Origin of the sequence: Aestuariicoccus sp. MJ-SS9, assembly GCF_032586235.1 — a bacterium.
GTDB lineage: Bacteria > Pseudomonadota > Alphaproteobacteria > Rhodobacterales > Rhodobacteraceae > Aestuariicoccus.
Genome location: NZ_JAWHTD010000004.1, coordinates 65137 through 77129 on the forward strand (window position 1 = coordinate 65137; position 11993 = coordinate 77129).

Consider the following 11993-nt stretch of genomic DNA (forward strand, 5'->3'; position numbering starts at 1 on the left):
GCAAAAGCACAAGGCGCCGGTCTGGGCGCCTGTCTGGGCGCTGGGGGCGATGTCGGGCACATCGCTCGACGGGGTCGACGCGGCGATGGTGCTGACCGATGGGCGGACGATCGAGGCGTTCGGCGACAGCGCCTACCGCCCCTATACCGAGGACGAACGCGCTTCGCTGAAGGCGGTGCTGGGGCGCTGGCCCGACGACGATCTGGGGCGCGCGCCGCAGGTGTTGCATGACGCCCATGTCGAGGTGCTGTCGGGGCTCGAGGGCTCGGAGGTGATCGGCTTTCACGGCCAGACGCTGGCGCATGATCCGGGCGGGCGCGGCACCCACCAGATGGGCGACGGCGACGCCTTGGCCGAGGCGCTGGGTCGCGACGTGGTCTGGGATTTCCGCAGCGCCGATGTCGAGCTGGGCGGGCAGGGCGCGCCGCTGGCGCCGTTCTTTCACTTTGCCTGCGCAGGGTGGATCGGGGCCGAGGCGCCGCTGGCGTTCCTCAACCTGGGCGGCGTGGGCAACCTGACCTGGATCGATCCGCGCCGCGCGGCGCCCGAGGACGAGGGCGCGCTGTTGGCCTTCGACACCGGCCCCGCCAACGCGCCGATCAACGATCTGGTGGCCGAGCGCCGCGGTTGGTCCTTCGACCGCGACGGCGCTTTGGCCGCGGAGGGCACGGTGGTGGACGGCGCGCTCGAGCTTTTCCTGGATGAGGCCTATTTCCTGAAAATTCCGCCCAAGTCCCTGGACCGGAACGATTTCTCTCTTATGCTCGATCTGGTGCGCGAGCTTTCCGATGCCGATGCGGCCGCCACCATGACGGCCATGGCCGCGGCTGCCGTGATGCGCGGGATGGAGCATTGCCCGGCCCCGCCCGACCGGGTGCTGGTCACCGGCGGAGGGCGGCGCAACCCGGTGATGATGCAGATGCTGGCCGCCGGGCTCGACTGCCCGGTCGCGCCGGTCGAGGATGTGGGGCTCGACGGCGACATGCTCGAGGCGCAGGCTTTTGGCTATCTTGCCGTCCGGGTGCTGCGCGGTCTGCCGACCTCGGCCCCAGGCACCACGGGCGTTGCCGCGCCAGTGGGGGGCGGGCGGATCAGCCGGGTTTAAGAGCAGCTCCTCAAGCCCTTGCGGCCTTTCCTCGCGAGGACGCCCGCAAGGGCGGATGAGCGGCTCCGCCTGACCGGCCTCAGCCTTAGGTCTATCTTCATAATCGTTAATAAATCAATAGGTTAAACGTCATGCTTCCTGTCCCAATGTTTCGCGCGCGAAACACTGGGACAGCATTGGTGACCTATGTGATGATCTCGAATTTCACCACATCCACCATGCCGCGATCGGTGATCTTGAGCGCCGGAATCACCGGCAAGGCCAGAAAGGCCAACTGCAGGAACGGCTCTTCCAGCGTGACCCCCAACGATCTCGCCGCCGCGCGCAGCGCCTCCAGCCGGTCGCGCACGACCTCGAACGGCTCAAGGCTCATCAGCCCCGCCACCGGCAGCGCCAGCTCCGCCAGAACGCGGCCTCCCTCGGCCACGACGAACCCGCCTTCGATTTCGCCCAGCCGGTTCGCGGCGACCGCCATGTCGGCATAGTCCATGCCCACGCAGGCGATGTTGTGATGGTCGTGGCAGACGGTCGAGGCGATCGCCCCCTTGGTCATCCCGAACCCGCGCACGAAACCGCAGGCGATGTTGCCGTTCAGCCCGTGCCGCTCGACCACCGCGATCCGCGCCAGGTCGCGCGCGGGGTCAGGGGGCTTGTCGCCATCTGCGATGGCGATCCGTTCGTGCAGGTGATCGGTCAGGATCTGCCCTTCGCGGATGCCGATCACGTCGGTGTCCTCGCGGTTGGCGGTGGCGCGGAAGCTGGCCGCCGTCACCTTCGGCGCATGGACCGAATCGCGGCCCACAGGTTCCACCGATCCCCGCGCTGCAAAGGCTGCGTCGTTCACCCTAGTTCCGGCCGCGAACACCATCTGCGCGTCGCAAGCCTCGAGCGATCCCAGCGCCACGATATCCGCCCGCTTGCCCGGCGCGATCATGCCGCGATCCTTCAGCCCAAAGGCTTCCGCCGCCGACAGCGTCGCCGCGCGGTAGGCGGCGAGCGGCGGGGTGCCCAGCGAAATCAGCCGCCGGATCATGTAATCCAGATGCCCGTATTCGCCGATATCCAGCGGATTGCGGTCGTCGGTGCACAGGCACATATACGGCGCCGTGCGTTCGGTCAGCAGCGGTTGCAGCGCGTCCAGATCCTTTGAGACCGAGCCTTCGCGGATCAGAACCCGCATCCCCTTGCGCAGCTTCTCCAGCGCCTCTTCGGGGTTGGTCGCCTCGTGTTCGGTGCGAATGCCGGCGGCGATATAGCCGTTCAGATCCTTGCCCGACAGCAGCGGACAATGCCCGTCGATATGCCCGCCCTGAAACAGCTCCAGTTTGCGCAGAACATCAGGATCGCGATGTATCACACCGGGATAATTCATGAATTCCGCCAGGCCTATGCCCGAAGGATGACCCATAAGCCCGGCGATATCCTCGGCGCTCAGCTCGGCCCCGGCGGTCTCCATATGTGTCGACGGCACGCAAGAGGACAGCTGCACGCGGATGTCGATCAGCGTGTGTTCCGAGGCCTGCTGGAAATAGCGCACCCCGGCCGCTCCGATCACGTTGGCGATTTCATGCGGGTCGCAGATCGCTGTCGTCACCCCGCGCGGGGCGACGCAGCGGTCGAACTCGAACGGCGTGACCAGCGAGGATTCGATGTGCAGATGTGTGTCGATGAATCCGGGGACGAGGATTAAGCCAGAGACATCAACAACTTCCGTGCCATCGTAAACGTCGCAGATGCCGACGATAGTATCGCCGCAAATGGCGACGTCGCCCTCCAGCATCTCACCGGTGATCAGGTCGAAAATCCGCCCGCCGCGCAGCACCAGATCGGCCGGCGCGTCCCCCCGGCCTTGTGCGATGCGCGCCGACAGCTCTGCCATGTCAGCCGCCGGTATGGCTCATGTGACGTGAAACACGCCCGTCAACCGATTGACGGGAATAGTCAAAATCGTGTCCCTTGGGCTTCAGCGCGATGGCGGCGCGAATGGCTTCTTCCAGCGGTGCATCGGTGCCCGGATGGTTGCGCAAAGCGGCGCGCAGATCGGCGTTATCCTCTTGCCCGAGGCACATGAAGAGCTCGCCGGTGCAGGTCAGCCGCACCCGGTTGCAGCTTTCGCAGAAATTATGCGTGAGCGGCGTGATGAAGCCGATCTTCTGGCCCGTCTCCTCGATCCGCACATAGCGCGCGGGGCCGCCGGTGCGTTCGGGCAGGTCGGTCAGCGTATAGTTTTCGGCCAGCCGCGCCCGCAGATCCGACAGTTTCCAGTATTGCCCCAGCCGATCCTCATTGCCGATGTCGCCCATGGGCATGACCTCGATCCAGGTCAGGTCCATGTCGCGCTCGGCGCACCATTCGGTCATGCGGAACAGCTCGTCCTCGTTGAAACCCTTGAGCGCGACCGCGTTGATCTTGACCCGCAGCCCGGCGGCCTGCGCCGCGTCGATGCCGCGCAGCACCTGCGGCAGGCGGCCCCAGCGGGTGATGTCGGCGAATTTCTGCTCGTCCAGCGTGTCCATCGAGATGTTCACCCGCCGCACGCCCGCGCCATAAAGATCGCCCGCGAATTTCTCCAGCTGCGAACCGTTGGTCGTCAGCGTCAGCTCTTTCAGCGTGCCCGCATCAAGATGGCGCGTCATTGCGTTGAAAAAGCTCAGGATATTGCGCCTGACCAAAGGCTCGCCGCCGGTGATGCGCAGCTTTTCCACGCCCAGCCGAATAAAGGTCGAACACATCCGGTCGAGCTCTTCCAGCGTCAGAAGCTCTTTCTTCGGCAGAAAGGTCATGTTCTCGGACATGCAATACACGCAGCGGAAATCGCAGCGGTCCGTGACGGAGACACGCAGGTACGAGATCGGGCGCAGGAACGGGTCGATAAGCGGCTGGGTCATGAGAATGAACGTAATCTCGCGCGTGGGCGGTGGCAAGTGCGCGCGGGCCATTGCAGGGGCAAGACCAAGGTCTTAGGCTTTGGCCCATGCGCCTGCTGATCGCCCTTCTTCCCGCCCTTTTCCTTGCCGCCTGCGGCGAGGGGTTTCTGAAATCCATCTTGTCGCCGCCGACGGGGGCCGAAGGCCAGACCCGGCCCGAGGCGCGGCCCGACGGCATGGCCGCGCGTCGCCCGCCCGAGACCGCGCGCACCGTTGAGGAGTTCGACACCACCACCGCCGCCGAACGGGCCGAGGCGGCGGCCGTGCCGGTCCCCGCGGGCGAGCGCCGCCTAGGGGTGACCGTGGCCTCGCTGGGCGATGTGACGGCGCCGGGGTTCTGGCTTGAGACGCCTTTGGTGACCGAGCCGGCGAAGGGGCGAATCGTTTATCAGGGCAAGTCGGCGCAGGTCGATCTGATCCCGATCCAAGGGGCGACGACGGCGGGCAGCCGGATATCTCTGGCAGCGATGCGGCTGATCGGTGCGCCGCTGACGGATCTGCCGGAAATCGAGGTTTTCGCGGGCGGCTGACGGGTTCTTCGCAATTTCATGAAATTGCGAAGAAGGCTAGTCGCTTACCTCTTCAGATTCGCGCCGATGCCTGTCGGCCGCCCGTCGAGCGAGGTGGCGTTGCGTGTCTCCCAATAGGTCTCGATCCCCTTGGGGCCCTTGTCCTCTGTCCACTTACGCAGCGTGTCGCGTTCGCCCGCATAGTCGAAAAACGGGATCGAATAGCCGCAAGAGGTCTGCACCATCTCGACCTTCATGTCGTAGATCTGCCGCGCGCCCAGCGGGTCGCCAAACAGCGCCACCAGTTCCGACCAGTCGGGGCTGTCGCGGTGATGGGTCTGCGCGGTGCCGTAAAGCCGCAGGATCTCAGGGCGTTTCGTGAACGAGGCCCACATCAGCGTCATGCGCGGATCCTCGGCCAGGTGGCTGGCGGTCTCGTTGCCCGAGCCGGTCAGGTTCAGCCAGATCACCCGGTTCGGCCCCAGCACGCGCAGGCTGTCCATGCCCTTGGGTGAGACGTTGACGCGACCCGTGGGCGCGGCGGTGCCGGTGAAAAAGAGGTGCTGGTCCTCGATAAAGGTGCGATGCGCGTCCGAGATGCTGTCGAATTGCTTGCCCATCATTCCACCGTCACGGATTTTGCCAGGTTGCGCGGCTGGTCCACATCCGTGCCCTTGGCGACGGCGGTGTGGTAGGCCAGCAATTGCGCAGGCAGAGCGTAAAGGATCGGGGTCAGCAGGTCGTCGACCTCGGGCAGGATGATGGTCTGCCAGACCTCGCCGCCGGCCGCCGAGGCCCCCGCGGCGTCGGTGATCAGCAGCACTTTGCCGCCGCGGGCCATGACCTCTTGCATGTTCGACACGGTCTTGTCGAAGAGCGCGTCGCGGGGGGCCATGACGACCACCGGCACGGTCTTGTCGATCAGTGCGATGGGGCCGTGCTTGAGCTCTCCCGATGCATAAGCTTCGGCGTGTATATAGCTGATTTCCTTTAGTTTCAGCGCGCCTTCGAGCGCCAGGGGATACATCAGCCCGCGCCCCAGAAAGAGCACGTCGCGCGCCTCGGCGATGCGGCGGGCGGCCTTGCGGATGATCTTGTCGCGTTCCAGCGCCACGTTCAGCACACCCGGCAGCCCGCGCAACGCGCCAAGGGTCTGCGACAGCGCGGCGTCGCTCAGCCGCCCGCGTTCATGCGCGGCCTGCAAAGCCAGCAAAAGCAAGACGTTGAGCTGACATGTGAAGGCTTTGGTCGAGGCGACGCCGATCTCGACCCCGGCATGGATCGGCAGCGCGATGTCGCTTTCCCGCGCGATCGAGCTTTCGGGAACGTTGACCACAGACAAGATACGGTCGGCCTTGCCCTTGCAGTAGCGCAGCGCGGCGAGGGTGTCGGCGGTTTCGCCCGACTGGCTGACAAAAATCGCGGTGGTGCCGGGGGTGATGGGCGGCTCGCGGTAGCGGAATTCCGAGGCGACATCGACCTCGACGGGCAGCCCGGCGATTTGCTCGAACCAGTATTTCGCGGTCAGGCAGGCGTAACAGGCGGTGCCGCAGGCGACCATGGTCAGGCGCTCGGTTCCGGTGAAATCGAGCCCCTCGGGCAGCGCGATTCCGTCGCCGTCGAGATAGCTCGTCAACGCATCGGCCAGCACCGTGGGTTGTTCGGCAATTTCCTTTGCCATGAAGTGCTTATAGCCCGATTTGTCGATCCGCGCGGCGTCCATCCGGACGGTTTTGACGGGGCGCGAAACGGGGGTCCCGGTGGCATCCACGATCTCGGCCCCTGCGCGGGTGACGACGGCGCGGTCGCCCTCTTCGAGATAGGTGATGCGGTCGGTCAGCGGCGCCAGCGCGATGGCGTCCGAGCCCACGAACATCTCGCCGTCGCCATGCCCGATGGCCAGCGGCGAGCCCTTGCGCGCGGCGATCAGCAGATCCTCTTCGCCGTCGAAGAGAAAGACGAGGGCAAAGGCCCCCTCGAGCCGCGCGAGCGTCTTGTCGGCGGCCGCGACCGGCGAGAGGCCCTGCGCCATGTGATGCTGGATCAGAAGCGCCACGGTTTCGGTATCGGTTTCGGTGACGGGCGTCAGGCCAGAGGTCTCAACTTCGGCCCGCAACTCTTTGTAATTCTCGATGATTCCATTGTGCACCACGGCCACCGGACCAGCCTGATGCGGGTGCGCGTTGTTGGTGGTCGGCGCGCCGTGGGTGGCCCAGCGGGTGTGGCCGATGCCGGATTTGCCGGGCAGCGGGTCGTGCACCAGAAGATCGCTGAGATTGACCAGCTTGCCCACCGCGCGGCGGCGGTCGAGCCGGCCCTGGTTCACAGTGGCGATGCCCGCGCTGTCATAGCCGCGATATTCCAGCCGCTTGAGCGCCTCGACCAGGATGGGCGCGGCCTCGTGATTGCCCAGAACGCCAACGATTCCGCACATTTAGCGGCCCTCCTGCTGTTTTGCCTTCTTGGCGCGCAGAAACTGCATGAGCTTGCGCGCGCGGCCCGGTTTGTTGCTCTGCTGGACGCGGCCAATGGCCAGGTCGCCCTCGGGGACGTCCTGGGTGACGATGGTGCCGGTGGCGGTCATGGCGGCGTCGCCGACGCTGACCGGGGCCACAAGCATGGTGTTCGACCCGATGAAGACATCCGCGCCGATTGTGGTGCGGTGCTTCATCACGCCGTCGTAATTGCAGGTGATGGTGCCCGCGCCGATGTTGGTGCGGGAGCCCACCTCGGCGTCGCCGATATAGGTCAGGTGATTGACCTTGGCGCCCTCGTCGATGAGCGCGTTCTTGATTTCCACGAAATTGCCGATGTGCACGTCCTCGGCCAGCTCGGCCCCGGGGCGCAGGCGCGCGAAGGGGCCGACGGTGGCGCCGCGGCTGACATGGCAGCCCTCGAGATGGCTGAAGGCGCGGATGCGCGCGCCGGATTCGACGGTGACACCGGGGGCGAAGACGACGTTGGGCTCGATCTCGGCGTCGCGGCCGACGATGGTGTCCCAGGACAGATAGACCGTGTCTGGGGCGTGCAGGGTGACGCCCTCGGCCATCAGCGCGGCGCGGGCGTTCTGCTGGAAAAGCGCCTCGGCCCGGGCCAGTTCGGCGCGGGAATTGACGCCGAGCGTCTCGGCCTCGTCGCAGCGCACGGCGGTGGCGGTCAGCCCGCGCGCCTGGGCCAGCGCGACGATGTCGGTGAGGTAGTATTCGCCCGACGCATTGTCGTTGCCAACCGCGTCGATCAGACTGAATAGGGTTTGTGCATCCGCCGCCAGAACACCAGAATTACAGAGGGTTATGGCACGCTCCTCATCCGTGGCGTCCTTGTATTCGACGATCCTTTCCAACTGGTCGCCCGAGGTCACCAGCCGCCCATAGCGGCCCGGATCGGCGGCGTCAAAGCCCAGCACGACCACATCCGCGCGGGCACGCGCGATGGCCATTTCCTCAAGCGTGTCCTGCGTCAGGAAGGGCGTGTCGCCGTAAAGCACCAGCGCGTCGCCGTCGAAATCCGCCAGCGCGACGCGGGCCTGCGCGACCGCGTGGGCGGTGCCCAGCTGTTCGGTTTGCAGCACGACCTCGATCTCGTCGTCGTAATCGTGGGCGGCGGCGGTCACCGCCTCCGCGCCGTGACCGGCCACGACGACCACGCGTTCGGGGCCAAGCGTCTGTCCCGCGCGCACGGCGTGGATCAGCATGGGCGCGCCGGCGATGGGGTGCAGGACCTTGGGCAGGTCGGACTCCATCCGGGTGCCCTTGCCGGCGGCCAGGAGAATCAGGGCGATGCTCATCGGGTTTCTCTTTGTCTTTTGCCTCGGCCCGTTCTATCGCTCTGAGGCCGCCGTGCAAGGCGCGGCGTTTCACTTATGCTTTCGGGTTGTGACAGAGGGGCGGAATGCGCTGCGTGATATTCGATCTGGACGGGACGCTGGCGGACACCAGCGGCGATCTGATCGCTGCCGCGAATGCGTGTTTCCGCGACATGGGGCTGGGTGACGTGCTGGACCCGGCGACCGATGCCGCGACCGCGCTTAAGGGCGGGCGGGCGATGCTGACGCTGGGGCTGGAGCGCACGGGGCAATATTCCGCCGATACTGTGGACCGCTGGTATCGCCCGCTGCTTGAGGCTTACGGCGGCGCGATCGACGCGCACACAGTGATGTACCCCGGATCGGTCGAGGCGGTCGAGGCGCTGCGGCAGGGCGGCTATGCGGTGGGCGTGTGCACCAACAAGCCCGAGGCGCTGGCGCAAAAGCTGCTGGTGTCGCTGGGGGTGCGCGATCTTTTCGGGGCGCTGATCGGCGCGGATACGCTGCCGGTGCGCAAGCCCGACCCCGCGCCCTATCAGGCGGCGGTGACGCAATCGGGCGGGGTGGTCGGGACAAGCTGCCTGATCGGCGACACGGTAACCGACCGCAAGACGGCCCAAGCGGCCGGGGTGCCCTGCGTGCTGGTCGATTTCGGCCCCGGCGGGGCCGAAGTGGCGGCGCTGGAACCCGAGGCCGTCATCGGCCATTTCGACGAGCTGGGCGGCGTGGTGCGGCGGCTGATCGGGTGAGGGCTTCACCCGGCTTAGAGCCGCGATGGGCGCCTGCCCGTGGGGTGGCGCTGCTACCTCTGATCTAAGCGCTTTATCCCTGCCAAGTCATTGCTCCGAACGAGCGGCGTGCGCAGGTCAGCCAAAGCGCCAGCCCGCCGGGACGGGCAGGCGCTGGTCGCGGCGGCCTGCGGCCTTGACTCCGCGACTCTGGCGGCGGTGAACCTTGGCGTTAAACACTCACTCCCAGCAGATGCCCCGTGAGCGCGCGCAGCGGTGTGTCGGCAAGCGTCTCGACCGCGTCGAAGATGGCGGCGCTGCGGGGCTCTCCCAGAACCGGGGTGGCGAGGGCGCGGTATTTGGCGTGCAGATCCTGCGGCCGGGGCGGCGTGTCGGCAGACCAGCGCGGCTCGGTCCAGTCGCTGGTCACCTCGCGCCCGTCCGTCAGCGTCAGCGTCACGCGCGCCAGCCGCTTGCCCGGAAAGAGGGCGTTGGCCTCTGCGTCCTCGAACATCGAGGTCGCGGCGGAAAGGCGCAGGATCTCGGGGTCGTGCAGGGCCGCGCCGTCGATGTCTGCGGGCGTGATGTCGCCTCGCGCCAGCGCCACGGCGCAGGGGAATGAGGTGGAATATTGCGCCTCTTCGGTGGTGTCGGGGCGCGCGCTGGCCAGACGCGTGGCCTCGTGGAAGGTGTCGATGCGCAGGGCGGTGACGTCCTCAGGCCGCAGTTGGTGGCGGGCGCGCAGGGCCAGCACGGCCTCGACCGGGCCCTGGGCCCAGCGGCAGACGGGCCAGGGTTTGAAATACTGCTCGGCAATGCGCCAGTCGTGGCCCAGATCGGCCCAGAACTCGGGCGCTGCCTCGACCGTGATCGCGGGCGCACCGGTAAAGCCGCGCGCGGCCAGCTGCGCGGCCGACACCCCGGCCATCGCGCCCCAGCCCGAGCCGTCCTTGACCATGGTGGGATGGTCGATGCAGCGCATCATCTGGCTGCGCGGCCCGTGATATTCGGCGATGCCGAGCGCGTGGCGGGTCTGATCGGGCGAGAGGCCCATCAGCCGCGCGGCCCCGGCGGCGGCGGTCACCGCGCCCCAGCTGCCCGAGGTGTGGTAATCGGGGCAGGTGGCGTGCTGGGCGGTGGCCGCCCGCGCGCCGAATTCGTAGCCCATCGCGAGCGCGGTCAGGAACGCCTTGCCCGAGATGCCCCGCGCATGGCCGATCAGCAGAAGCGGCGGGATCAGCGGGCAACCGATATGGCCCTTGGCGGGGTTATAGCCGTCGTGGCCGTCGAGGCTGTCGATGGTCATGGCGGCGGCCAGCGCCGCGCCGGGCAGGCTGGCGCTGCGGGCGTCGAAAAGCATTGGCGTGTCGCCGGGCCAGTCCTCGGCGGCGTGGTCGTGGACAATGCCGCTGAGCCGGGTGCCAAGGCCCCCCGCCGCGACGCCCAGCAGGTCGAGCAGGCAGAGCCGCGTCTGGCGCTGCACCTGCGGTGGCAGGTCTTCCCATGTCAGGGCGTGGATGAAGGCGAGAGGATCGGTCATGCCATGAGCGTAAGTCGCCGTGGCAGGCCGGGACGGCCGGATCCCGACATGCGCCTGTCGCGAATGGCGATTGACGCCCGCGCGGGCGCGTCCCATCAAGGGCCTATGACAGAGACATTCACCGGAAGCTTCACCCAGCAGGAGCCGATCCCCGACGACGGCATCGCCGCCGCGCTTGAGGTGCTGCGCCATGGGCGGCTGCACCGCTACAACACCGCGCCCGGAGAGCTGAGCGAGACCGCGCTGCTGGAGCAGGAATTCGCCGCGCAGACCGGGGCGAAATACTGCCTTGCGGTGGCCTCGGGCGGCTATGCCATGGCGACGGCGCTGCGCGCTGTGGGCATCGGGCCGGGCGACAAGGTGCTGACCAATGCCTTCACGCTGGCCCCGGTGCCCGGGTCCATCGCCAGCGTTGGCGCGGTGCCGGTGTATGTTGGCGTGACCGAAGGGCTGACCATCGATCTGGACGATCTGGCGGCCAAGGCCGGGCAGGCGCGGGTGCTGCTGCTGAGCCACATGCGCGGGCATCTGTGCGACATGGAGCGGCTGATGGCGATCTGCGACGCCGCGGGCGTAACGGTGATCGAGGATTGCGCGCATACCATGGGGGCTGCGTGGAACGGCGTGCCCTCGGGACGGTTCGGGGCGGCGGGCTGCTATTCCTGCCAGACCTACAAGCATGTGAATTCCGGCGAAGGTGGCCTGCTGGTTACCGATGACGAAGAGCTGGCGGCGCGGGCGGTGATCCTGTCGGGGTCGTATATGCTTTATGAGCGGCACCTTGCCGCGCCGGGGCCGGAGGTGTTCGAACGGGTGAAATACGTCACCCCCAATATCTCGGGGCGGATGGACAATCTGCGCGCGGCGATCCTGCGGCCGCAGCTGCGTGCGCTGGATGCGCAGGTGGCGCGCTGGAACGAACGCTACGCGGCGCTGGAGGAAGGGCTGCGCAACTTGCCGGGCCTGACGGTGGTGGACCGGCCGCCCGAGGAGCGTTTCGTCGGCTCGTCGATTCAGTTCCTGCTTCTGGACTGGGCGGGCGAGACCGTGGCCGAGGTGGTGCGCCGCACGGCGGCGCGCGGGGTCGAGATGAAGTGGTTCGGCGCGGCCGAGCCCGTGGGCTTCACCTCGCGCTACGATTCGTGGCGCTATGCGCCGCACGCGTCCATGCCCGCCACCGACCGGATCCTCGCCGGGCTGGTCGACCTGCGCATCCCGCTGACTTTTTCGGTCGAGGATTGCCGGCTGATCGCGCGGATCATCCGCGACGAGGTCTCTGCGGTCTATGGTGGCGCGGCCTAGCGCGGGCCGCGCCCTGGATTTGTCTTTTGGTCGAACCGTTTACGCACCGCCGAGGGTTTGCTCCCGGCGGCGCGTCG

10 protein-coding genes are annotated in these 11993 nt (G+C 67.2%); 4 read left to right on the top strand and 6 right to left on the bottom strand.

The window, feature by feature from the left end; all coding sequences use genetic code 11:
• Window positions 1-49: 49 nt before the first annotated feature.
• Window positions 50-1105 carry an anhydro-N-acetylmuramic acid kinase gene (locus tag RXV88_RS04485; protein ID WP_410468800.1) on the top strand — a complete coding sequence of 352 codons (1056 nt, stop codon included), beginning with the start codon at window positions 50-52 and terminating at the stop codon, window positions 1103-1105.
• A gap of 184 nt (window positions 1106-1289) precedes the next feature.
• On the opposite strand, the gene ade is transcribed toward RXV88_RS04485, so the two are convergent.
• Together ade and moaA are read right to left on the bottom strand one after the other, a co-directional pair.
• On the bottom strand, window positions 1290-2984 hold the full coding sequence (ade, locus tag RXV88_RS04490) for an adenine deaminase (protein ID WP_316290907.1): 1695 nt from the start codon (window positions 2982-2984) through the stop codon (window positions 1290-1292).
• A gap of 1 nt (window position 2985) precedes the next feature.
• A complete protein-coding gene (gene moaA / locus RXV88_RS04495) occupies window positions 2986-3993 on the bottom strand; it encodes a GTP 3',8-cyclase MoaA (protein WP_316290908.1) in 1008 nt (335 codons plus the stop codon).
• 86 nt (window positions 3994-4079) lie between these two features.
• On the opposite strand from moaA, the gene RXV88_RS04500 reads away from it, so the two are divergent.
• Window positions 4080-4562, top strand: a complete 483-nt coding sequence (locus RXV88_RS04500) for a hypothetical protein (protein ID WP_316290909.1) — start codon at window positions 4080-4082, stop codon at window positions 4560-4562.
• 44 nt (window positions 4563-4606) lie between these two features.
• On the opposite strand, the gene RXV88_RS04505 is transcribed toward RXV88_RS04500, so the two are convergent.
• From RXV88_RS04505 to glmU, 3 genes are read right to left on the bottom strand one after another with little or no spacing between them, the layout of a single operon-like run.
• Window positions 4607-5161, bottom strand: coding sequence for a pyridoxamine 5'-phosphate oxidase family protein (locus tag RXV88_RS04505; RefSeq protein WP_410468801.1), 555 nt, complete (start codon window positions 5159-5161; stop codon window positions 4607-4609).
• On the bottom strand, window positions 5161-6975 hold the full coding sequence (glmS, locus tag RXV88_RS04510; RefSeq protein ID WP_316290911.1) for a glutamine--fructose-6-phosphate transaminase (isomerizing): 1815 nt from the start codon (window positions 6973-6975) through the stop codon (window positions 5161-5163). Before glmS ends, RXV88_RS04505 begins: the two co-directional genes overlap by 1 nt.
• Window positions 6976-8328, bottom strand: coding sequence for a bifunctional UDP-N-acetylglucosamine diphosphorylase/glucosamine-1-phosphate N-acetyltransferase GlmU (gene glmU / locus RXV88_RS04515; protein WP_316290912.1), 1353 nt, complete (start codon window positions 8326-8328; stop codon window positions 6976-6978).
• 104 nt (window positions 8329-8432) lie between these two features.
• Here glmU and RXV88_RS04520 point away from each other — a divergent pair, with 104 nt between their 5' ends.
• Window positions 8433-9095: an HAD-IA family hydrolase gene (locus tag RXV88_RS04520; RefSeq protein ID WP_316290913.1), complete on the top strand. Its 663-nt coding sequence runs from the start codon at window positions 8433-8435 to the stop codon at window positions 9093-9095.
• A 211-nt stretch (window positions 9096-9306) separates the two neighbouring features.
• Here the strand turns inward: RXV88_RS04520 and RXV88_RS04525 are convergent, their stop codons facing one another.
• Window positions 9307-10614 (bottom strand): MmgE/PrpD family protein, encoded by a 1308-nt coding sequence (locus tag RXV88_RS04525; protein WP_316290914.1) that lies wholly within the window; start codon window positions 10612-10614, stop codon window positions 9307-9309.
• Window positions 10615-10719: 105 nt separating this feature from the next.
• Between RXV88_RS04525 and RXV88_RS04530 the strand changes: the two genes are divergently transcribed.
• Window positions 10720-11916 (top strand): DegT/DnrJ/EryC1/StrS family aminotransferase, encoded by a 1197-nt coding sequence (locus tag RXV88_RS04530; protein ID WP_316290915.1) that lies wholly within the window; start codon window positions 10720-10722, stop codon window positions 11914-11916.
• Window positions 11917-11993 lie beyond the last annotated feature (77 nt).

Coding starts and splice junctions, on each gene's coding strand:
- RXV88_RS04485 (WP_410468800.1), top strand. CDS start 50: ATGTCGGGCACATCGCTCGACGGGGTCGACGCGGCGATGGTGCTGACC.
- ade (WP_316290907.1), bottom strand. CDS start 2,984: ATGGCAGAGCTGTCGGCGCGCATCGCACAAGGCCGGGGGGACGCGCCG.
- moaA (WP_316290908.1), bottom strand. CDS start 3,993: ATGACCCAGCCGCTTATCGACCCGTTCCTGCGCCCGATCTCGTACCTG.
- RXV88_RS04500 (WP_316290909.1), top strand. CDS start 4,080: ATGCGCCTGCTGATCGCCCTTCTTCCCGCCCTTTTCCTTGCCGCCTGC.
- RXV88_RS04505 (WP_410468801.1), bottom strand. CDS start 5,161: ATGGGCAAGCAATTCGACAGCATCTCGGACGCGCATCGCACCTTTATC.
- glmS (WP_316290911.1), bottom strand. CDS start 6,975: ATGTGCGGAATCGTTGGCGTTCTGGGCAATCACGAGGCCGCGCCCATC.
- glmU (WP_316290912.1), bottom strand. CDS start 8,328: ATGAGCATCGCCCTGATTCTCCTGGCCGCCGGCAAGGGCACCCGGATG.
- RXV88_RS04520 (WP_316290913.1), top strand. CDS start 8,433: ATGCGCTGCGTGATATTCGATCTGGACGGGACGCTGGCGGACACCAGC.
- RXV88_RS04525 (WP_316290914.1), bottom strand. CDS start 10,614: ATGACCGATCCTCTCGCCTTCATCCACGCCCTGACATGGGAAGACCTG.
- RXV88_RS04530 (WP_316290915.1), top strand. CDS start 10,720: ATGACAGAGACATTCACCGGAAGCTTCACCCAGCAGGAGCCGATCCCC.